This is a genomic window from Terrisporobacter vanillatitrophus, from assembly GCF_051148895.1.
Lineage (GTDB): Bacteria > Bacillota > Clostridia > Peptostreptococcales > Peptostreptococcaceae > Terrisporobacter > Terrisporobacter vanillatitrophus.
In genome coordinates, this window is record NZ_CP154625.1 from 1369117 (window position 1) to 1392150 (window position 23034).

Sequence of the window (23034 nt, forward strand, 5' to 3'; positions counted from 1 at the left end):
ATTTATTTGCTTAAAAAGGCATGGAGTAAATTATATAAAACTCCATGCCTTTTATAGTTAACAAAATAAAAATTAATTGTTGAATTAGCAAAGTAATTTAATAAAAGCTAATTTTATTAAACAATAATATTATAAATAGTTGTAGTAATAAAACATACAATAAAAGCTATGGCAGTAGGAATTAAAAATCCTAACACAGTCCACTTAGCACTATTTGTTTCTTTTTTTATAGTGATCAGTGTAGTAGCACATGGCCAGTGAAGCAAGCTAAATAACATCATGTTTAAAGCTGTTAAATAAGTCCAGCCATTATTTCGTAGTAACTCACCAAGTGTTGATAGCTCATCAAATTCAATCATTTTACCAGTAGCCATATAGCTCATAATTAATATAGGTACCACGATTTCGTTGGCAGGAAAACCTAAGATAAATGCCAATAAAATAAAGCCGTCAAGTCCTATTAGTTTTCCAAGAGGATCTAAAATGTTAGCAGTGTGAGATAGTATACTCATATCTCCAATATATATATTGGCAAAAATCCATGTAATAATTCCTGCTGGAATTGCCACTGCTATAGCTCTTCTTAGTACAAATAAAGTTCTATCTATAATAGATGTGTAAATTACTCTTCCAATTTGAGGCGGTCTGTAAGGTGGTAACTCAAGTGTAAAAGTTGATGGAACTCCTTTTAACAAAGTTTTAGACAATATAAAAGAAACAAGTAAAGTAGTAAGAACACCTACTATTATTAGCAAAGTAATAGATATAGCAGTAATACTACTAGACACAAAATTATTACTAATAACTGAGCTAAAGAAAATGGTTGATATGGCAATTAAAGTAGGAAATCGTCCATTACATGGAACAAAGTTATTAGTAATTATGGCGATTAATCTCTCCCTTGGAGAGTCAATTATTCTGCAACCAACAACTCCAGCAGCATTACAACCAAATCCCATACACATAGTCAAACATTGCTTTCCATGACAACAAGCTTTTTTAAATAAATGATCAAGATTAAAAGCTACTCTAGGAAGATATCCCAAATCTTCTAGCAATGTAAACAATGGGAAGAAAATAGCCATAGGAGGAAGCATTACTGATACAACCCAAGCCAGAGTTCTATACATTCCATAGGTTAGCATTTCATTTAGCCATATGGGAAAACCAATACTATTTAAAATAGAATAAATTTTTGGTTCTATGGAAAATAGCACATCAGAAATCATACTTGAAGGAACATTGGAGCCTTCAATGGTAATCCAAAGTATGCCACATAGTAGAAGTAACATAAGAGGAATACCAAATGCTTTAGAGGAAACAATTTTGTCAATTTTTTCATCTCTATCCATGGCGTTTTTGTTTGTAATTGTTACAACTTCATCACTTATAACTTTTGCATAGTCATAGGTAGTTTTTGTTAAATGGCTTCTTACTTTACTTTTATCAAATATATCTGGAATCTTACTTTTAATATTATTTAACTCATCTAAAATGTCATTTTCTGTGTAATCATTTAAAGATGTTAAAAGACTTTCGTCTCCATCAATTAATCTAAGGCCCAACCATCTAGGATTAATTGATGGAATTATATTATATAAATCTTCCTTAATGGAGTTAATTATACTTTCAATTTCTTCATCATAATATACTGGTTTATTTTTAAATTTATATTCTCCTTTTACAACTGAGTTTAGCGTTTCCCTAAGTTCATCCATACCTAGTCCACTTCTTGCAGCAGTTAAAACTACAGGAATGCCAAGTTTATCTTCCAATTTATCTTTGTCAATCTTAATACCTTTTTTTGTTGCTTCATCTAACAAGTTCAAGCACAAAATCACATTATCTGTAAGTTCCATTACTTGAAAAGCAAGATTTAGATTTCTTTCTATACAAGTACTATCACAAACAACTATAACAGCATCAGGATTTCCAAAACAAATAAAATCGCGAGCTACTATTTCTTCTTGTGACAGAGGAAATAAGGAGTAAGTACCAGGTAAATCTATAAGAGAGTAGTTAACATCCTTATAAGAAAAATCCCCCCTGGCAGTACAAACAGTTTTACCAGGCCAATTGCCTGTATGTTGTTTTAATCCTGTAAGATAATTAAAAACAGTACTTTTACCTGTATTTGGATTACCAGCTAAAGCAATCATAATTTCATTCTCTTTTTTTTCTATATGAAAAATATCTTCTAAAGATTTTATTTTAGTAGATTGTTGTGTCAAACCCATATTGTGATCCCCCTAAAATAATTAATTGTTAAATATAAGATACTAGAATTAAATTACTTTCTTCTTCACGCAAGGCAATCTTACTACCACGGATGTTATAAACTGTTAAATTATTTTTTGGACCCTTTCTAAGCACATCTATTTCAGCTCCTTCAGTCAAACCTAAAGCTAGCATTCTTTCTTTTAAATTTCCTGTAGAAAGTAACCCCTCCACTTTAACAGTGTTTTTAATTTGAATGTCTGTAAGTTTTTTCATATTGCACCTCCAATTTTTAAGCAACGGACTTACCTACAGCGAAGCAAAGGTATGTCGTTGGCTCTAATTTTTAGCTTAAGCTAACATTCTTAATTTAAATTATGCGCATTGTACTAAAAGTGTTCAAAAAAGGTAGTAATATTTGAAACTTATTAAAAATATAAAATTATAGGAGGGGTTTTTGTGAGTAGAAGAGAGGATTATTACACATTTAATGAATATATGAAAAATAATAAATTGACACCTAGTGAAGAGGATTATATTGAGATGATTTATAGATTAAATCTTGAAAATGACAAGGTACAAGTTAAAGATATCTCTAATAAGCTCAATATTAAACCACCCTCAGTTACGAAAATGATAAAAAAACTAAATGATAAGAATATGTTGATTTATAAAAGATACGATAGTATTGAACTAACTTCTTTGGGAGAAAGTGTAGGGGAAAAACTATTAAACAGACATAATACCATAAAAGAATTTTTAACTATTCTTGGTATAAAAAAATCTATTCATGAGGAAACCGAAACCATAGAGCATACAATAAATGTTGAAACGTTGATAAAAATTGAGGATCTAATAAACTTTTTTAAAGAGAATGAAGATGTTTTAAGAAGACTTAAATCATATCAAGAAGAAAATAAGAATTGAAGGGTGATATCATGAAATTAAAGGATATTTTAAAGGATATAGAGGTGATTTTGCTATGGGGCCCCGAGGATGTGGAAATAAAAGGATTAGAATATGATTCAAGAAATGTGAAAGAAGGGGATTTATTAGTTTGTACCAATGGAACGAATGTTAATGGTCATAAATTTATAGAAAGTGCAAAAATTAAGGGAGCAGTAGCCTTTGTAATTGAAGAAGACGTTCAAAAGGATGATAAACTAACTTATATAAAGGTAAAGAATACAAATGAAGTTATGTCTACTTTAGGAAGGAATTTTTATAAAAATCCAAGTGAAAAAATTGAATTAATAGGTGTAACAGGTACTAATGGAAAAACAAGTGTGGCATCCTTTTTAAAAGATATACTTAGTCAAGATGAAAAATGTGGTTTTATTGGAACTATAGGCATATTTGATGGGAAAAATGATTATTTAAATAAAAATACAACACCAAATAATATTGAAATACAAAAATGCTTAAATAATATGATAAAAAATAATTGTAAATATTGTACAATGGAAGTTTCTTCTCATGCTCTTGCATTGAAAAGAGTAGAAAATTTAAAATATAAAATAGGTATATTTACAAACTTAACAGAAGATCATCTAGACTTTCATAAAACTTTTGCAAATTACAGAAATGCCAAGGAATCATTATTTTATATGACCACAACTGCAAATATCATCAATATAGATGATGTTAATGGAAGAATAATATTGGATAATATTAAAACTTTGGGAGTACCTTATTACACTTATGGTATAAATTATGATGCTACTTTTAGAGCTAAGAATGTAGAACTTTATGAGGATAAGACCGTATTTACTTTACTTGGACCTAATGATTTTGAAAGAAAAGTAACTTTAAATATGGTAGGACAATTTACAGTTTACAACTGTTTAGCTGTTATTTGTGCTTGTTATATATTAAATATGGATATAAATGAAATAGTTAATAGAATAAGTAAATTAAAAGGAGTAAATGGCAGATTTGAAAGGGTGGAAAATAACAAAAACATTCATGTATTTGTGGACTATGCTCACACACCTGATGCTCTAGATAATGTATTAAAAAGCATAAGGACTTTTGCAAGAAAAAGAATAATCACAGTTTTTGGATGCGGGGGAAATAGAGAAAAAGAAAAAAGACCTCTCATGGGAAAAATCGCACAAGCCTATTCAGACCTTGCTATAATAACTTCAGACAATCCAAGGTATGAGGAACCAAATGAAATAATAAAAGATATATTAATAGGCATAGACAAACAAAAGGAAAATTACCTTGTTATATTAGATAGAAAAGATGCTATTAAAGATGCAATTAACAAAGCAGAAGAAGGTGATATAGTACTTATAGCAGGTAAAGGACATGAGAATTATCAAATAATTAAAGATGAAATAGTAGAATTTGATGATAAATTAGTGGCAAAAGAGATTTTAGATAGTCTAGGTAAATAGTATAAAAAAACAAGAAGAACAATAAGTTCTTCTTGTTTTTTATAATATTAACTGCTTTCGAGAAGCGAATTTTAATAAAGGTTATTCAATTTCCAATAATTCACATGATGTTTTGTTTTTTTCAAACCATTTAGTGGCAAAGTCTTTGAAAATATGTTCATTTTTACTAAGTCGTCTGTTTTTTAATTGTCCTAAGAAAATATTTGCAGAGAAAGAGTTTTGTAAACGACAAATATGTATGGTATTATCAATATTTTTTTTGTAAGATGAAGCAACGCTATAAGGAAGTAGAGTAATACCTATATTTTCACAAACTAAAGCTAAAAGTGTTTTTGTTTGTGAGTCTATATATAAAGTGTTTGGAAAATAATTAAGATTACCCCAAGTATTTAAAAATACATTATGTAAATAATAATCACCATTAACACAAACATATTTTTCCTTAGCAGTATCAAAAATATCCACAGAGGATTTTATTGATAAAGGATGCTTCTTTGATGTTACAAGAACTAACTCATCATCAATTACTTTATTAAGATTTAAAATATTTTTGTGTTCATAATGAGAATTAATAAACCCTAAATTTACCACAGAGTCACTAATGTACTCTATTATTTTACTGTTTGATCTTTCTATTAAATCTACTTGAATATTTGGATACTCTGTTTGAAAGTCCCCAATAAGAGATGCCACACCATACTCAACCATTGTGTCTATAACACCAATGGAGATAGAACTACTTTCTTCACAAGAGTATTTTTTCATATCCAATAAGATATTTTTGTAATCTGCCATAGATTTGTTTGCAAACTTATAAAATTCTTCCCCTGCATCTGTTAGTTTTATACTTCTATGTTGCCTATTAAATAACTCAACCCCAAGCTCTTTTTCCAATGATTTGATATGTTTTGATATTGAAGATTGAGATATATATAATTCTTGTGATGCTAGGGTAAAATGATTATATTTTACAATAGCTAAAAAAGACTTCATTTGTTCAAAAGTCATAAAAAATCCCCCTAATCTTAACCTTAACCTATATCATATATTATAACAGATAAATTTCCTAAAAAGTGGTATACTAGATTTAATTTAGAAGTTTTTGGAAACATAAAAATGGAGGCATAAAAATTGAATAGTTCAGTAAAAAAATTAACAGAAGCAGCAATATTATCGTCAACTTTCATAGTAATTACAATGATTGCTCTTTCAACTGGGTTGGGATATAGTTTATATTTAGATTTTGTAGTACCAATTATATTTGCATTAATATATTTTAGATGTGAATTCAAATATACACTAATGTGTGGCATTATTAGTGTAATTTTAATATTACTTGTTTTAGGAAACTTTGTAGCTGCAATATTAGTAAGTCAAAGTTTCCTTTTAGGTATTTTGTGCGGTTATTTAATTGCAAAGACATCAGATATTTTCGATGATTTATTTTTAGGTTCCATAATTGGAATTATTTTTATGATATTAATAGATATTTATGCTAGAAATATTATAGGATATAGTTTTATGGAAGAGTTCCAAAGAGACATAGATTACTTTAATAACAATCCAGTAATACTTAAAAACTTAACCAAGTTATTACCCTTTATTAAAATTAATTTACAAGTTATTTATTATTTGTTTATAGCAGTATTTCCTTTTGGTATGGTATTTTACATATATTTTATATCAATCATACTTGGAAAGAAGCTTAGAATATTAAATGAAAATGGAAAAAGAAAATATTTTATGATGAGATCCATAAGAAATTATAGTAACTTTATGTGTATGAAAAAAGAATATTTTTATTATGCTTTAGCATATGTTGCATTAGTCAGCTTATTGAGATTTTTTAATATACAAATTAACAATGTTTATTTAAATACTATAATAACTTGCGCAGAGTATTTATCATTATATTTTATATTTAGAGACGGTAATATATTAATAGGAAATTATATAAATATTAAATATAAAAAGAAAAGTTTAAGTTTACTATATTTTGCTATTACAATAGTTTCATTTTTTAGTATGTTTAAAGTTGCATTTTTAGTTTATGTAATTGTTGCCATATTTATGGACAAAAAGTTCAACTTAAGAGAAAAGCAGAAATATATTGTTGATACTCATACAGAAAAATTAATGATTAAGTATAAAATATAAACTTCACTTTTCTTAAAAAATAAAAAATATTTAATATATGTTTAATATATGTTGAAAATAAGAAAAAGTAATGTTATAATTTTATCATAATTTGAACATGAAAAAGATCTATGAAGATCAAAAAAAGCCATGAAGGTTAATATACTTTCATGGCTTTTTTTGTCAAAAACTGCGAATTATAGAGAAAAATGAAAAACTATAGGGAAAATATTAGGGGGGCTAAAGAAAAATGAAATTAAAGAAAAATATTGCTAAGCTATTATCAATGGTATTATTAGTAGGTACATTAGCTGGATGTTCTAATTCATCTAATTCAGGTTCAGACTCAAGTTCTAAATCTGGTGTGGAGCAAAGAAAAGAAAATAAAGAGTTAGTAGTTGCCGTTGGGGCAGAACCAGAAGCTGGATTTGATGCTATAACAGGTGGTCATGGATCTATAACAAAATTGTTCTTCTCTACATTAATGAAAAGAGATAAAGAATTAGGATGGGAAAATGATTTAGCTACTGATTATAAAATATCAGATGATAAATTAACTTGGACAGTTAAAATAAGAGATGATGCTAAATTTACTGACGGAAAATCTGTAACAGCACAGGATGTTGCATTTACATATGAAACAACTAAAAAAAGTTCATCAGAAATAGATTTAACAATGATAAAAGAAGTAAAAGCAACAGATGATACAACTGTTGAATTTAAATTAGAAAGACCAATGTCTACATTTGTAGAAAAATTAGGTGCTTGTGGTATAGTTCCTAAACATGCTTATAATGACTCATTTAAAGACAATCCAATAGGATCTGGACCATACAAATTTGTACAATGGGATAAAGGACAACAAGTTATAGCAGATGCTAATGAAGATTATTATGGAGATAAACCAAGTATAAAAAAATTAACTATGGTATTTTTAGATACTGATGCTGCTTATGCTGCTGTAAAATCAGGTGATGTTGATATGGCATCAATAAACGGAGATCTTGCTAAAGAAAAAGTTGAAGGAACTAAAATTTTAGATATACCAAGTATAGAAACTTATGGTGTTGAATTCCCAATGGTTGCAAACACTGGTAAAAAAACTGAAACTGGTAATGAAATAGGAAACAATGTTACAAGTGATGAAGCAATAAGAAAAGCATTAAATGCTGCTGTTGATAGACAAGGAATGGTTGATGGTGTTTTAAATGGATATGGTACAGTATCTACAACTGGTCTTGAAAAAATGCCTTGGTTAAATAAAGAAACAGTTCTTGCTGAATCTGACTATAACAACGTTCAAGAAGCTAAGAAAATACTAGAAGATGGTGGATGGAAAGATAGTGACAATGATGGAATACTAGAAAAAGATAAAACTAAAGCATCTTTCACATTATTATATACTGCAGGAAACTATAGACAAGCATTAGGACTAGAGTTCCAAAAGGTAGCTAAAGAAATAGGTATTGAAGTGAATTTAGAAGAAAGAACTTGGGATACAATATTAGCAGATATACATAAAGAAGCTGTATTATTTGGATTTGGTTCAGGAGATCCATCAGAACTTTACAACTTATATTATGGTGGAGCTGCAAATACACCAGTTGAATGGGATAATGCAGGATTCTATGATAATAAAGCTGTAAATAAATATATAGATAAAGCTTTAAATAGTGAAGATGAAAAAGAAGCTCTACCTTACTGGCAAAAAGCTCAATTTGATGGGGAAACTGGGGCTTCTGCTAAAGGTGATGCCCCATACTGCTGGTTAGTAAATGCAAATCATGTTTATATAGTAAGTGAAGGATTTGATATAGGAAATCCAGTTGTTCAACCTCATGGTGGAAGAATTTTTGACAATGTTACAGAATGGGCATGGAAATAAGACAAAATAAGCTATAATATATTATGAGGACATTCTTTTTTAGATGTCCTCACATTTGAATTATAAGAGATACTAAAAAAGGGGAGTTTATTGGATGAAAAACAGCAAAAGTATAGGAGTTTTCCTATCTAAAAAAATAATAAGGCTAATCACCTTATTGGTTGCCCTTTGTATAATAACTTTTGTATTAATGGAGATATCTCCAATAGACCCAGTTACAGCTTATGTGGGAGCTAGTACAAAGGTAAGTGCGGCGCAAAGAGAATTAATTGCAGAACATTGGGGGTTAAATCAGCCACCAGTGGAAAAATTTATGCGTTGGTTTAAGTCTATAATGGTTGGAGACTGGGGAACTTCCTTAATATATAGAAGACCAGTTTTGGAAGTTATAGGACAAAAATTTAAAGCATCTTTATACTTAATGATTATAGCCTGGATTATTTCTGGTATTTTAGGATTTATAATGGGAATAATCAGTGGAAGTAATGAAAATAAATTAATAGATAAAATAATACGTGGATATTGTTATATTGTTATATCAACACCAACATTTTGGCTAGGTATTTTATTTATTATGGTATTTTCTGTTTCTCTTGGATGGTTCCCAGTAGCTCTGGGAGTTCCAATAGGTGTAAGTACGACGGATGTAACTTTTATGGATTTACTAAAGCATATAATATTGCCTGCATTTACTTTAAGTCTTATAGGTGTTTCTAATATTTGCTTACATACAAGAGAAAAAGTAATGGAAGTTATGAATAGTGATTATGTTTTATTTGCAAAAGCTCGTGGAGAAAGCAAAAAAAGTATAATTTTTAATCACGTAATAAAAAATGTTTCACTTCCAGCCATAACATTACAGTTTTTATCATTTAGTGAATTATTTGCAGGAACCATATTTGCAGAGCAAGTATTTTCATATCCAGGACTTGGGCAGGCCACAGTTTCAGCAGGCCTTAAGGGAGATTTACCTCTTTTAATGGGAATAGTAATAATTAGTTGTATTTTTGTTTATAGTGGAAATGTAATAGCAGATTTATTATATAGAATAATAGACCCAAGAATTAAAGGAGGGGAAGTGGCATAATGAGCGATGTAAATAGTGCTGTAAAAAGAAAATCTTCATCCTTTGAATTTGGAATTAGAGAAAAAACCATACTTTCTCTGGGAATATTTATAGTGTTTTTTATAGTTATACTAGTTGCAGGAAGTGCTATTGATACTGAAAAGTTTAGTATAGATTTAATTAATAAAAATCAAGGACCTTCATTAGCTCATGTATTTGGTACAGACTGGATAGGCCGCGATATGTTTTTTAGAACATTAAAAGGTCTTAGTATAAGTATGAAAATAGGAGTTTTATCTTCTATTATAAGTGGAATAATTGCAGTAATACTGGGAGTAATCGGACCTACTTGTGGTAAAAAAGTAGACTTAGTTATAACTTGGTTTATAGATTTAGTTTTATCAGTACCTCATACTTTAATAATAATCTTAATCTCTATGGCAGCAGGTGGAGGATTAAAGGGGATAGTTCTTGGAGTATCCCTTACTCACTGGACTTCACTTACTAGAGTAATAAGAGCAGAAGTTATGCAAGTAAAAGAATCTGATTACACGAAAATTGCAAAGAATTTTGGAAAATCAAATTTATATATAGCTAAAAATCATATTTTACCTCATGTAATACCTCAGCTTTTAGTTGGAATTGTATTAATTTTCCCTCATGCTATCTTACATGAATCTTCAGTTACTTTCTTAGGATTTGGTTTACAATCACATGAACCAGCCATAGGAATAATTTTATCAGAATCCATGAAATACCTAACTAGTGGAAAATGGTGGTTAGCATTTTTCCCAGGATTATCTTTAGTTTTAGTTTCTATGATGGTGGATAATATGGGTAAAAAAATAGGAAAATTAATTGATCCTAAAACAGCTTATAATTAGGAGGTAGCTATGAAGAAGGAGCCAATTTTAAGTGTTAAAAATTTGGAGATTTGTTTTAGTCAGTATACAAAGGGATTAAATAGAATAGATTCAAAGGCTATAAATAATTTAGATATAGATTTATATAAAGGTGAAATATTAGCAGTTGTTGGGTCTAGTGGTTCAGGCAAAAGTCTACTTGCTCACTCAATTCTGGGGATACTACCAAGTAATGCAGTGACAAGAGGAGATATAACTTATAAAAATGAATTATTAGACGAAAAAAGAAAAGAAAAACTTAGAGGAAAAGAAATTGTATTTATTCCTCAATCAGTAAATTATTTAGATCCACTGATGGAAGTGGGAAAACAAGTTAAGATTTCCATAAAAGATAAAAAGAAAAGTAATAGTATACTTAGAAATGTATTTAAAAAATATAACTTAGAAGAAAAAGTAGAAAAATATTATCCTTTCCAACTATCAGGTGGAATGGCAAGAAAGGTTCTTTTATCAAGTGCTTTAGTTAGTGACTGTGAAGTAATAATCGCAGACGAACCAACGCCAGGCTTAGATGAAAAATCTTTAAATGAAGTCTTAAAAGATTTTAGAGATTTGGCTGACAGTGGCTGTGCACTACTTGTAATTACCCATGATATATCTGCTGCTCTAAAAATTGCAGACAGAGTGGCAATTTTCTATGGAGGAACTACTTTGGAAATTGCAAAAGCCCAAGACTTCAAAAACGGTGGAGAAAATTTAAGACATCCATATACAAAGGCATTATTCAATGCACTGCCAAACAATAGTTTTAAACCTATAAAGGGTAGTCAACCACTGGCCAGTGAGCTACCTGTAGGATGTTTATTTTATGATAGATGTGAAAAAAGAACACCTGATTGTGAAAACATAAAACCTGAAATGAAAGAAATAAGAGATGGAAAGGTGAGATGTTTATATGCTACTTAAAGCTGAAAATATTAACTTTAAATATAGAGGAGATAAATATATATTAAAAGATATAAATTTATCTGTAAAGAATAATGAAATAGTTGGGATAGTAGCTCCTAGTGGATTTGGTAAAACTACTTTTGCTAAGATTTTGGCTGGATATATTAAACCAGACAAAGGAAATGTAATACTAGAAGGTTGTGAGAAAAAGAAAAATGCTTTCAACCCTGTCCAACTAATTTTCCAACATCCAGAAAAATCAGTAAATCCAAAATGGAAAATGAGAAAAATTATAAATGAAGCTTATGTACCAAGTGATGAAATGATAGAAGCTATGGGAATTAAGAAAGAATGGTTAAATAGATGGCCAAGTGAACTTTCTGGTGGGGAGTTGCAAAGGTTCTGCGTTCTTAGAGCTCTTAGTCCTGAAACTAAGTTTCTTATAGCTGATGAGATGACTACCATGCTAGATGCCATAACTCAGGCTCAAATTTGGAATGTGGTTATTGATTATTGCAAGAAAAACAGTATTGGACTTATTGTTATCAGTCACGATAAAGACCTTGTTAATATTGTTTGTGATAGAGTTATTAACTTGGAAGAAAATAGTGAAGAGAATAGATTGATGGAAGTTAGTGAAAATATAGTGTAAATTTAAAGAGTAGAGAAGAGATTCTCTACTCTTTTTTGGCAAATAAAATTTTGGACAAATTAACTAATTAAAGATTTAATCCCAGCATTTATAGTACCTTCCAACATGCCACCATGATAAGAAATAACTTTACTTATAGGTAGTGTTGAAACTTTTTTTACAGAATCAAGATAAGTTTCATTATCAAAATTCAAACCTTTGTCAGTAAGTCCCAATAAATTAAGCTGTATATCTAACAAATTTCCTGCAATTAAAAGCTCTTCATCTTTTATATATAAACTAACATGGCCTGGAGTATGACCAGGTGTGGATATTACTTTAATATTGTCAAAATGAGGAGTTGTGTCGTTATCATTTAATTTTATATGAACTAAAAATTTATTATCAAGTGAAGGAGCCATAACTATTACATCGGGTATAGTATTTACAATATCTTTTGTGCAACCTAAGTTGTCAAAGCCTTTATGTGTTAAAAGCATATGGCTTAAATATCTAATATCAAGTCCTTCATTATAAAAGGCAGTTCTGATAGTTTCAAACTCTCCAGGATATGCACTATCAACTAAAAGCATTTTTCCTTTATTTAAAATTACTACAGGATAAGTAAATTTATCAGGATGTATTTTTGTTGGTATTTTTAGCATATATATATTGTCGTTGACTTTCATTTTGCCTCCTATTTTTTTGTTTATATATATTATCCTGCATGTGGACTTTATTATGTTGCTAAAAAAATAACAGAAAAGTAGTAATTTTAGATGAGTGTAATTATTTGGATTAAAAATAAATTTTTATATTAAAATAAGTATATTCAATTGAATATACTTATGAATATGCTTATTTAATATGTAATAGCTAATATGTAATAGTTAATATTTAATATTACATATTTTCTTTTATACGAATATCTAAACGTAAGTAATTATGTTCTTTTTTAGGCTGTTCACCAGTAGATAAATATGAAAAAAGTATATCTAAAGGTTTTGAACCTTGAAGTTCTGGTTGTTGACATATAGTAGCTTTAATCAATCCATTTTCAATCATTTTTTTAGTTGTAGGCACATTATCAAAAGAAATACTTGTTATATTATTTTCTTTTTTTGAGGAAATAACTGCACTACAGCCTCCATATACACCACCAGCAACAAAAAATAATGCATTAATATCTTTATTTTCAAGTAACCTAGAAGTAAGTTCATAACTTTTAATATCATCATCATCGTTGTAAACTGTGTCAATTACTTTAATATGAGGATAATTTTTTTTAATGCAATCTTTAAGTCCTGATATACGCTCACTATGACACATAACATTTTTGGAACCACTTACAATTCCTAGATTAACATCTCCCTTAGTTATTATATTAATCAAACCAGCAGCAGTTTTACCTGAATCATAATAATTGCTGCCAACATAAGCAAGTCTTTTAGAGTCTTCTATATCTGTATTTAAAGTTACTACAGGAATTCCCATATCATAAAGTTCATTAATTTTTGATACAATTTTTTTATCATTATAGGGTGTAAGAGCAATACCATTAATACCTTCATTTACAAATTCATCTATTGATTTTAATTGTTCATCTATACATAAAGGAATAGATTTTATTTTTATTGTACAATTATAACTTTCAAGTTCTTTGCTTTTTTCATTAATACCTTTTATAACATCATCAAAAAATGGATTATTAGCTCCAAATAAAATTACACCTAATTTTAATTTCTTTTTTTGGGCACTCAAAATAAGACCAGCTTTATTTGGTTTATAATTAAGTGCATTTGCTATTTCTTTTACTTTGTTTGCTGTATCAGGATTAACCATTCCACGATTATTTAGTACACGATCGACAGTACCTCTAGATACGCCTGCCAATTTAGCGATTTCTTTTATAGTAGCCATTTTAAACTCCTCTTAATGATTTATATAGTTAGAATATCATTTGAACTTAAAAAAGTCAAATGTGCTTAGGCACATAAAAAATAAAATAACTGTTGATTTTGATAAAATATGCAGATACAATAAAAGTGTGCTCGAACACATAATTCGAAGGGGGAGTTTTGTTATGAATAATATGCCAAAAATTAAAATAGGAATAGTTGCAGTAAGCCGTGATTGTTTTCCAATGTCACTTTCTGAAAATAGACGTAGGGCAGTAGTAAAAGAGTATACACAAAAATATGGTGAAATATATGAATGTCCAACATGTGTAGAAAATGAAATACATATGAGAAAAGCACTTAAAGAAGTAAAAGAAGCTGATTGTAATGCATTAGTTGTTTATCTTGGAAACTTTGGACCTGAAACGTCAGAAACTTTATTAGCTAAAGAATTTGGTGGACCAGTTATGTTTATAGCAGCATCAGAAGAAAGCGGAGACAAGCTTTTAGATGATAGAGGAGATGCTTACTGTGGAATGTTAAATGCAAGCTACAACTTAAAACTTCGTAATATAAAAGCATATATACCAGAATATCCAGTAGGAACTGCAAGTGAATGTGCACATATGATACATGAATTTGAACCAATAGCTAAATCTGTTTATGGATTAGAAAATTTAAAAATAATTTCATTTGGTCCACGTCCACAAGATTTCCTTGCTTGTAATGCTCCAATAAAACAACTTTACAATCTTGGCGTTGAAATAGAAGAAAACTCAGAACTTGATTTATTTGAAGCTTTTAAAAATCATGCAAATGATGATCGTATACCAAGTATAGTAAAAGAGATGGAAGCTGAGCTTGGAGAGGGAAATAAAAAACCTGAAATATTAGAAAAACTAGCTCAATATGAACTTACTTTACTTGATTGGGTAGAAGCACATAAAGGATCTCGTGATTTTGTGGCTATAGCAGGTAAATGTTGGCCAGCATTCCAAACTCAATTTGGATTTGTACCATGTTACGTTAATAGCCGTTTAACAGATAAAGGAATTCCAGTTTCTTGCGAAGTTGATATATATGGAGCACTTAGTGAGTTTATAGGAACAGTTGTAAGTAATGATACAGTTACTTTACTTGATATAAATAACACAGTACCAAATGATATGTATATGGAAGATATAAAACCTAAATATGAGTATACATTAAAAGATACATTTATGGGATTCCATTGTGGAAATACTGCATCAAGTAAATTATCTTTTTGTGAAATGAAATACCAAAAAATAATGGCTCGTTCTTTACCAGAAGAAGTTACTCAAGGTACATTAGAAGGAGATATAGTTCCAGGAGATATAACTTTCTTCCGTTTACAAAGTACTTCTGATGCAAAACTTCGTGCTTATATTGCACAAGGAGAAGTATTACCAGTAGCAACTAAGTCATTTGGAGCTATAGGCATATTTGCAATACCAGAGATGGGAAGATTCTATCGTCATGTATTAATAGAAAAGAATTACCCACATCATGGTGCAGTAGCATTTGGACACTTTGGAAAAACATTATATGAAGTATTCAAATACTTAGGTGTTTGTGTTGAAGAAATAGATTACAACCAACCAAAAGGTACTCGTTATAAAACTGAAAATCCATTTTGTTAATTATAAAGATTGTTAAATATAAATATTATTAATTAAAATAGGGGGAAAATTTTATGAGATTTTTTATAGACACAGCAAACGTAGAGGATATAAAGAAAGCAAATGATACAGGGGTTATATGTGGTGTAACAACAAACCCATCATTAATAGCTAAAGAAGGAAGAGTATTTGAAGAAGTAATCGCTGAAATAGCAAGTATAGTAGACGGACCAATAAGTGGGGAAGTAAAGGCAACAACAGAAGATGCAGAAGGTATGATTAAAGAAGGTCGTGAAATAGCAAAAATTCATCCAAATATGGTCGTAAAAATACCTATGACAATAGAAGGTTTAAAAGCATGTAAAGTATTAAGTAGTGAAGGAATTAAAACTAATTTAACTTTAATATTTACAGCAAACCAAGCTTTAATTGCAGCAAGAGCAGGAGCTACTTATGTATCACCATTTTTAGGAAGATTAGATGATATATCTGAGCCAGGTATAAATTTAATAAAATCAATAGCAGATATGTTTTCTAAATATGATGATATTCATGCGAAGATAATAGCAGCATCTGTACGTAATCCAATACATGTAAATGATTGTGCTTTAGCAGGAGCAGATATAGCAACAATTCCATATTCAGTAATAGAACAAATGGTAAAACATCCTCTTACTGACCAAGGAATAGAAAAGTTTAAAGCTGACTATAAGAAAGTATTTGGTGAATAAATATGATAAGTAATGAAGAAAGAGAATTAAGATTAAATTCAGTTAAGGTGCGTAGGGGAATAATAGAATTTAAATAGAATTTTTTAATAAATCGAGGGCAAATTATAAATAAAAATAACCTTGTTACGTAAAGAGTAAAATAGGAGGAAAAGTAATGACAAAAAAACTTAAAAATATTGCAGTAACATTTTTAACTTTAGCACTAATAATGAGTAACATGGGAAGCTTAGCTCATTCATTTGCCCAAACAAACATAGAAAAACAAAGTATTGCTACAGATTATAAACCTGATAAAGTAACAGAATTAAGAGTAACTATGAAAAACTCTGATTGTATAAAATTACAATGGTGCAAAGTGAAAGGTGCCAGTGGATATAGAATTTACAGATCAACTATGAAAAATGGATTTTACAGAAAGATTGATGAAGTAGGTGGCAAAACTACATGTTATATAGATAAAGAGTTGGACAGTGGAACAAATTATTATTACAAGGTTAGAGCTTTTAAAAAAGCAGGAGATAAAATATGCTTAGGATGCTCATCAGACATAATAGACGTTACAACTTGTCCACCTGTTGTAAAAAATTTACACGCCAATTGTATATCTAATTCTTTTGTGGAGCTTAACTGGCAAACTGTATATAAATCTTCTGGATATGAAGTTTATAGAGCAACTAATGAAAGTGGTAATTTTACAAGAATAGCCACACTTACAGACAATGGAAAAAGTTGTTACAAAGATAAAAATTTAAAAAACAGAAAAAAATACTACTACAAGGTAAGAGCATTTAAAGAATTAAACGGTCAAGTATGCTTTGGAGATTTTTCAGATGTTTTAACTATATGTACGGAGAAATAATATACTCTCATAAAAACAGCACCTATTACAGGTGCTGTTTTTATGTAATAAAATAACTATTTTTTTAAGCTATTTTCATTACTACTTAAAGTTTTTATACCAAAAATACTTTTTATATTTCTATCAAGTTCTTTTGATTTTATTGTAATTAATAATTCTTCTAAGGCGGACAATAATGCACTGACACATAATATTACTCCTGTAACATTAACTCCAAACAAAATATATAAAACTGGAGTTGTAAAAAGTAATAAACCAGTAATTTTATTTGTATAAGTGTGCAGAGAAGCAAAAGTATGGTATTTAATAAAACCAAATAAGTATGACAATATACGAATAACTGCGATGATAATTATCCATAACCAAATCCATCTAGGAAGATGTAATATAGGAAGAAAAACAAATATCATTATAATGATAAAAATAAAATCTGCAATGCTATCTAGCTTTGCACCTAATTCACTTTCTATTTTCATTGATCTGGCTATAACTCCATCTAAAATATCACTAATACCACAACACATATACAACACCCAAAACAATAAAGTGAATGGATTTGTAAATAGGATAAAAAGTGAACATACAATTCGTAGACATGTAATAGCATTTGCTAAGTTATTAATAAGACCACCTCATAATTATTTATTATTATTTATAAGTTTATGTTAAATAAGTAAATATTTCAATAATACTTACTTTGATAACTTCATATAAGTAATGCAAATTTTGATATGTTTATATGAATAAGGTATAATAAAATATGTTCAAATATGTTCAAAATTGTTTGTTATTTAATAAACGAACATAAATAAACAAAAAGTGTTGCGAATTATAAAAGTTTATGGAATAATATAAACATAGATGAACATAAACGAACTTCAAAATAAACATGAAAAGAAGGTATGATAATGTTCCAATTAGATAGACATAAAAAAATATATGATTACATAGTGAAAAATAAAAATGCTACAGTAAATGAATTAGCTGATATTTGCCAAGTGGCAACCATGACCATAAGAAGAGATTTAGATAAGATGGAAAAAGACGGTCTTATTACTAGGGTATTTGGTGGAGCTGTAATAGATAGTTCCATGGTAAAAGAAGTTGACTATGAAGACAAAGAAAAATGCTATATGGAAGAAAAGATTAGAATTGCAAAAGAAGCAGTAAAACTTGTACATGATAATTCCATAGTAATTCTAGATTCAGGTACAACTTGTATGGAAGTTGCAAAGCTATTAGTAGAAAAAAGTAATTTGAAAATAATTACAACAGACATATTAATTGCAGCTTATTTAATGAAGTATGAAAATTTAGAAGTTTATTGTACAGGAGGAAGAATTCAAAGAAACACAGGAAGCTGTTTAGATACTTATACCATAGATTTCTTAAATAATATAAATGCAGATATATGTATTGTGGGAGCAAGTGCCATAAATCAAAACTTAGAACTAGTAACTTTTGTTCCTAACAAAGCAAAGGTAAAACAAGCCATGATAGATGCATCTATGCATAGAGTGCTTGTAGCTGATAACTCAAAATTCAACAAAAGAAGTTTTACTAAAATTAAAAACTTAAAAGATTTTGAAATGGTTATTGTTAATGAAGGCTTGGAAGAAGAGATATTAAAGAAAATGGAAGATGAAGGTGTAAACATAAAACTAGTTTAAAAGATGGAGGAGACAGATGAAATTATATGTAATAGCTGATGATCTTACAGGTGCAAATGCAACAAGTGTTTTATTAGCAAAGGAAGGCTTTAAATGTTCTACATTTATAGATTCTAGGCTTTTAAACGATGAAAACATGAGTCGTTGTGACGTAGTAGCTATAAGTACTGATAGTAGAGGTATTACAAAAGAAGAAGCTTATGAAAGAGTTAGTAAGGAAGTAGAAAGAGTAAAGCATTTGCAACCAATATATACAAAAAGAATTGATTCAACTTTAAGAGGAAATATAGGCTGCGAAATAGATGCCATCTTAGATCAAGATAAAGAATATATAGCTGTAGTTGTGGCATCTTATCCTGATTCAGGAAGAATTTCCATAGGCGGATTTTTATTAGTAGATTCAGTGCCACTTCAAAATACTTTAGTAGCAAAGGATCCAAAATGTCCAGTGACTAATTCAAGTGTGAAAGAAATAATACAAGGCCAAAGTAAGTTCAAGGTGGCTGATATACAAATTAGTGATGTGTTAAGAGGAGAAGAATTTTTAAGTAGAAAGATAAACTTACTAGTAGATGAAGGAAACAGAATAATTGTTGTAGATGCAGTAACTAATGATGAAATAGAAACAATAGCAAAAGCATCAGCAATTACAAAATTAAATATTATTCCTGTTGATCCAGGACCATTTACTAAATGTTTAATGAATGTTAAATATGGATTATCTCAAGTAGAGCAAGGTAAGAAAGTTTTCTTTGCCATAGGAAGTGTAAGTAAAACTACCATAGGTCAAATAGAATATTTAGTCGCAACAAAATCACCAGCTCTTGTGAAAGTGAATCCATTAAAACTTATAGATGATGAAAAAATAGATAAAGAGATTGAAAGAGTATTACATATAATAGAAGGAAAATTGAAACTTAATACATCTAATATTGTTGGTGTAACTACAACAACAAGAGAAGATGAAGTCTTAAATTTAAGTGAACTGTCTAAGAAACTTGAAATAGATGAAGAAGCCATATCAGTTAAAATAAACAAAGGTTTAGCAAAAATAACAGAGCTGGCTTTAGAATTATCAAACTCATCCATAGGAGCACTATATACTAGTGGTGGAGATGTAACTATGGAAGTTATGAAAAGGCTAGGCGTTGAAGGTATAGATATAAAAGATGAAATAATACCATTAGCAGTATATGGCAGATTTATAGGAGGAAAATATCCTAATATGCCAGCCATAACAAAGGGAGGCCTTATAGGTGACAAGAAAACCTTATCACTTTGTATAGATTACTTAGCAACAAAAATATCAACACAATATTATATGAAATAGGAAGTTAAATTTGGAGGAATTATTATGACTAGAGAATATATAGGAGTACCTTTAGGAGATCCAGCAGGAATAGGACCAGAGATTGTGGTTAAATCCATAGCTCAAGAGGAAACAAATACTTATGGAAACATAGTTGTATTTGGAAATAAGGAAATATTAGAAAAAGCCATAGAAGTTTGTGAAGAGGATATGAAAATAAAACTTATAGAAAATCCAGAAGATGGGCACTACAACAACAGTACATTAAACTTAGTAAACATAGATAACATAGATATGAACAAATTTGAACCAGGACAAGTTAGTGGAATGTGTGGAAAGGCTGCTTTTGAATATTTAGCTAAATCAATAGATTATGCAATGGCAGGAAAAGTTAAAGCTATAGCAACTACACCACTTAATAAAGAGTCATTTAAAGCAGGCAATGTGCCATATATAGGACACACAGAAGTATTAGAAGATTTAACAAAAACATACAATCCTTTGACTATGTTCCAAGTAAGAAATTTAAGAGTATTCTTCTTAAGCAGACACGTATCTCTGAGAAAAGCTTGCGACTTAGTTACTGAGGAAAATATGTATGAATTTATAATAAGATCAAAAGAAGCTCTAAGACAATTAGGAATAGATAATCCTAAAATAGCAGTGGCAGGTTTAAATCCTCACTGTGGAGAGCATGGGTTATTTGGAGATGAAGAAAGAGAAATAGAACCAGCAATAGACAGAGCAAGAAAAGAAGGAATAGACGTGGTAGGTCCAATAGGAGCAGACTCAGTATTCTTCTTTGGATTACAAGGAAAGTTTGATGCAGTACTTTCTCTTTATCATGACCAAGGTCATATAGCTACAAAAACTGTAGATTTCCACAGAACTATATCAATAACAAATAACATGCCTTTCTTAAGAACATCAGTTGACCATGGAACAGCATTTGATATAGCTTGGAAAAACATAGCAAACGAAATAAGTTTAGTAGAAGCCATAAGACTTGCTGGAGAGTATGCTCCAAACTTTAATAAAAAGTAAGCTACAATTTATCCATATAAAACAATGTATCTAAATTAAGGTCACAGGCTAATGGGTGTGACAAGTTTAGATACATTGTTACTAAAGTTTATTAAATGTAATTTATATAAAATTAAAAATTAAAAATTTATTAACTTGGGGGAATCATAATGAATAACGAATTAATCGTATCAGGACCACAAATATTAATAGGTCTAGGCCTTGGAATAACATTATTAATATTTATGATGTTAAAAACTAAGGTACATCCATTCTTAGCAATGATAATTTGTGCATCAATAACAGGATTAGTTGGTGGAATGGCGGCTGGAGATGTAGTAAACAGTATAACAACTGGATTTGGTAATACACTTGGTAGTATAGGTATAATTATTGGATTTGGTGTTATGATGGGTGAAATATTTGAAGTATCTGGAGCAGCAAAAAAGATGGCTCAAATATTTGTTCAAAAATTAGGTAAAGGTAGAGAAGAATTAGCTCTAGCTATTACAGGATTTTTAGTATCAATACCAATTTTCTGTGATTCAGGATTTGTAATTTTATCACCACTGGCAAAATCAATATCAAGAAACACTAAAAAATCAGTTATATCTTTAGGTTTATCACTAGCTCTAGGTTTAGTTATTACACATACATTAGTGCCACCTACTCCAGGACCAGTAGGAGTTGCAGGTATATACGGTGCAAACGTGGGAACAACATTATTACTTGGAATTGTTTGTGCCATACCGATGACTTTAGTAGGACTTCTTTATGCTAAGTATATAGGAAAAAAACAATATAAAGTTCCAAGTGAAGATGGTGAAAGCTATTTAAGTAGCGCAGATTTAGGAGCAATTGCTCATGACGAAGTAGCAGCAACTTTAATAGGTAGTGAAGAAGTATTACCATCAGCACTTATGTCATTTATGCCAATATTTGTACCAATAATATTAATATTGATGAAAACGATTACAACACAAATGGCCCTAGAAGGTGGATTTATAGAAGTGATAAACTTCTTAGGAGCTCCTGTTATAGCTGTTGGTTTAGGATTAATAATAGCAATATATGGACTAGGTAAAAATCAAGACAAAAAAGAAATAACAACTACTATGGAAAAAGGTATAAAATCTGCGGGGGTAATAATGTTAGTTACTGGTGCAGGTGGAGCTTTAGGTATGATAATAAGAGATTCTGGTGCAGGAGACTATATAGCAGGACTTATAGCAAATACAGCACTACCAGCAGTAATAATACCATTTGCCATATCATCAATAGTAAGATTAATACAAGGAAGTGGTACTGTTGCCATGACAACAGCAGCATCTGTAACAGCTCCAATGATGGCAACACTTGGATTATCACCAGAGCTTGCAGTATTATCAGCTTGTATGGGTTCATTAGTATTCTCTCACTTTAATGATTCTTACTTCTGGGTTGTTAACAGAACTTTAGGAGTTACTGAAGTTAAGGAACAATTAAGAGGTTATTCTATAGCAAGTACAATAGTATGGGCTGTAGGATTTGTAGAGTTAATGATATTAAATATGTTTATGTAATATATAAGGGTGTCTCACTGAAAATAGTGAAACACCCTTTTTTATTTGATTTAAAAGTATAAAATTATAATTGAAAATAAAATGTAAATATAAAAATCGATTGAAAAATATGGATATGAAGGTTATATTATTATGTGGTAAATTTGTTAAAATAAAAAAGGAAGGGAGATAAGTGTTATTAAGCAAGTTTAACA

General features: G+C 29.6%; 21 protein-coding genes. 15 read left to right on the forward strand and 6 right to left on the reverse strand.

The features are described from left to right. Window positions 1-116 precede the first annotated feature (116 nt). Both feoB and TVTCOM_RS06865 read right to left on the reverse strand, forming a co-directional pair. Window positions 117-2237 (reverse strand): ferrous iron transport protein B, encoded by a 2121-nt coding sequence (feoB, locus tag TVTCOM_RS06860; protein WP_434799107.1) that lies wholly within the window; start codon window positions 2235-2237, stop codon window positions 117-119. A gap of 28 nt (window positions 2238-2265) precedes the next feature. Continuing rightward, complete coding sequence (locus TVTCOM_RS06865) at window positions 2266-2493, reverse strand: FeoA family protein (RefSeq protein ID WP_018589485.1); 228 nt, start codon at window positions 2491-2493, stop codon at window positions 2266-2268. A 183-nt stretch (window positions 2494-2676) separates the two neighbouring features. Here TVTCOM_RS06865 and TVTCOM_RS06870 point away from each other — a divergent pair, with 183 nt between their 5' ends. Both TVTCOM_RS06870 and TVTCOM_RS06875 read left to right on the forward strand, forming a co-directional pair. Next, window positions 2677-3144: a metal-dependent transcriptional regulator gene (locus tag TVTCOM_RS06870; protein ID WP_434799108.1), complete on the forward strand. Its 468-nt coding sequence runs from the start codon at window positions 2677-2679 to the stop codon at window positions 3142-3144. 11 nt (window positions 3145-3155) lie between these two features. Continuing rightward, window positions 3156-4619 carry a UDP-N-acetylmuramoyl-L-alanyl-D-glutamate--2,6-diaminopimelate ligase gene (locus TVTCOM_RS06875; RefSeq protein WP_434799109.1) on the forward strand — a complete coding sequence of 488 codons (1464 nt, stop codon included), beginning with the start codon at window positions 3156-3158 and terminating at the stop codon, window positions 4617-4619. Window positions 4620-4700: 81 nt separating this feature from the next. On the opposite strand, the gene TVTCOM_RS06880 is transcribed toward TVTCOM_RS06875, so the two are convergent. Further along, window positions 4701-5627 (reverse strand): LysR family transcriptional regulator, encoded by a 927-nt coding sequence (locus TVTCOM_RS06880; protein ID WP_434799110.1) that lies wholly within the window; start codon window positions 5625-5627, stop codon window positions 4701-4703. Between the two features lie 123 nt (window positions 5628-5750). Here TVTCOM_RS06880 and TVTCOM_RS06885 point away from each other — a divergent pair, with 123 nt between their 5' ends. The 6 genes from TVTCOM_RS06885 (at window position 5751) to TVTCOM_RS06910 (ending at window position 12169) form a co-directional block, all read left to right on the forward strand. After that, window positions 5751-6776, forward strand: a complete 1026-nt coding sequence (locus TVTCOM_RS06885; protein ID WP_434799111.1) for a DUF2232 domain-containing protein — start codon at window positions 5751-5753, stop codon at window positions 6774-6776. A 229-nt stretch (window positions 6777-7005) separates the two neighbouring features. Beyond that, window positions 7006-8640, forward strand: coding sequence for an ABC transporter substrate-binding protein (locus tag TVTCOM_RS06890; RefSeq protein WP_434799112.1), 1635 nt, complete (start codon window positions 7006-7008; stop codon window positions 8638-8640). Between the two features lie 94 nt (window positions 8641-8734). Continuing rightward, window positions 8735-9727 carry an ABC transporter permease gene (locus TVTCOM_RS06895; protein ID WP_434799113.1) on the forward strand — a complete coding sequence of 331 codons (993 nt, stop codon included), beginning with the start codon at window positions 8735-8737 and terminating at the stop codon, window positions 9725-9727. Continuing rightward, window positions 9727-10590, forward strand: a complete 864-nt coding sequence (locus TVTCOM_RS06900; RefSeq protein ID WP_434799114.1) for an ABC transporter permease — start codon at window positions 9727-9729, stop codon at window positions 10588-10590. Before TVTCOM_RS06895 ends, TVTCOM_RS06900 begins: the two co-directional genes overlap by 1 nt. 9 nt (window positions 10591-10599) lie before the next feature. Further along, window positions 10600-11535 (forward strand): oligopeptide/dipeptide ABC transporter ATP-binding protein, encoded by a 936-nt coding sequence (locus TVTCOM_RS06905; RefSeq protein WP_434799115.1) that lies wholly within the window; start codon window positions 10600-10602, stop codon window positions 11533-11535. After that, complete coding sequence (locus TVTCOM_RS06910; RefSeq protein ID WP_434799116.1) at window positions 11525-12169, forward strand: ABC transporter ATP-binding protein; 645 nt, start codon at window positions 11525-11527, stop codon at window positions 12167-12169. Before TVTCOM_RS06905 ends, TVTCOM_RS06910 begins: the two co-directional genes overlap by 11 nt. 59 nt (window positions 12170-12228) lie before the next feature. On the opposite strand, the gene TVTCOM_RS06915 is transcribed toward TVTCOM_RS06910, so the two are convergent. Together TVTCOM_RS06915 and TVTCOM_RS06920 are read right to left on the reverse strand one after the other, a co-directional pair. Beyond that, on the reverse strand, window positions 12229-12837 hold the full coding sequence (locus TVTCOM_RS06915) for an MBL fold metallo-hydrolase (RefSeq protein ID WP_434799117.1): 609 nt from the start codon (window positions 12835-12837) through the stop codon (window positions 12229-12231). A gap of 214 nt (window positions 12838-13051) precedes the next feature. Then, complete coding sequence (locus TVTCOM_RS06920) at window positions 13052-14068, reverse strand: substrate-binding domain-containing protein (protein WP_434799118.1); 1017 nt, start codon at window positions 14066-14068, stop codon at window positions 13052-13054. Window positions 14069-14231: 163 nt separating this feature from the next. On the opposite strand from TVTCOM_RS06920, the gene TVTCOM_RS06925 reads away from it, so the two are divergent. From TVTCOM_RS06925 to TVTCOM_RS06935, 3 genes are all read left to right on the forward strand, one after another. Beyond that, complete coding sequence (locus TVTCOM_RS06925) at window positions 14232-15707, forward strand: L-fucose/L-arabinose isomerase family protein (RefSeq protein ID WP_434799119.1); 1476 nt, start codon at window positions 14232-14234, stop codon at window positions 15705-15707. Window positions 15708-15760: 53 nt separating this feature from the next. Next, the gene (gene fsa / locus TVTCOM_RS06930; RefSeq protein WP_434799120.1) at window positions 15761-16417 is read left to right on the forward strand and encodes a fructose-6-phosphate aldolase; all 657 of its coding nucleotides are present in this window, start codon (window positions 15761-15763) and stop codon (window positions 16415-16417) included. Window positions 16418-16571: 154 nt separating this feature from the next. After that, a complete protein-coding gene (locus tag TVTCOM_RS06935) occupies window positions 16572-17276 on the forward strand; it encodes a fibronectin type III domain-containing protein (RefSeq protein ID WP_434799121.1) in 705 nt (234 codons plus the stop codon). A gap of 56 nt (window positions 17277-17332) precedes the next feature. Here the strand turns inward: TVTCOM_RS06935 and TVTCOM_RS06940 are convergent, their stop codons facing one another. Then, the gene (locus tag TVTCOM_RS06940; RefSeq protein ID WP_434799724.1) at window positions 17333-17899 is read right to left on the reverse strand and encodes a CDP-alcohol phosphatidyltransferase family protein; all 567 of its coding nucleotides are present in this window, start codon (window positions 17897-17899) and stop codon (window positions 17333-17335) included. 285 nt (window positions 17900-18184) lie between these two features. Between TVTCOM_RS06940 and TVTCOM_RS06945 the strand changes: the two genes are divergently transcribed. From TVTCOM_RS06945 to TVTCOM_RS06960, 4 genes are all read left to right on the forward strand, one after another. Further along, window positions 18185-18946 carry a DeoR/GlpR family DNA-binding transcription regulator gene (locus TVTCOM_RS06945; protein WP_434799122.1) on the forward strand — a complete coding sequence of 254 codons (762 nt, stop codon included), beginning with the start codon at window positions 18185-18187 and terminating at the stop codon, window positions 18944-18946. A 16-nt stretch (window positions 18947-18962) separates the two neighbouring features. Then, on the forward strand, window positions 18963-20276 hold the full coding sequence (locus TVTCOM_RS06950) for a four-carbon acid sugar kinase family protein (RefSeq protein ID WP_434799123.1): 1314 nt from the start codon (window positions 18963-18965) through the stop codon (window positions 20274-20276). 24 nt (window positions 20277-20300) lie between these two features. Further along, window positions 20301-21299, forward strand: coding sequence for a 4-hydroxythreonine-4-phosphate dehydrogenase PdxA (pdxA, locus tag TVTCOM_RS06955; protein ID WP_434799124.1), 999 nt, complete (start codon window positions 20301-20303; stop codon window positions 21297-21299). A gap of 149 nt (window positions 21300-21448) precedes the next feature. Then, window positions 21449-22840, forward strand: a complete 1392-nt coding sequence (locus TVTCOM_RS06960) for a GntP family permease (RefSeq protein WP_434799125.1) — start codon at window positions 21449-21451, stop codon at window positions 22838-22840. The last annotated feature ends 194 nt before the right edge of the window (window positions 22841-23034 follow it).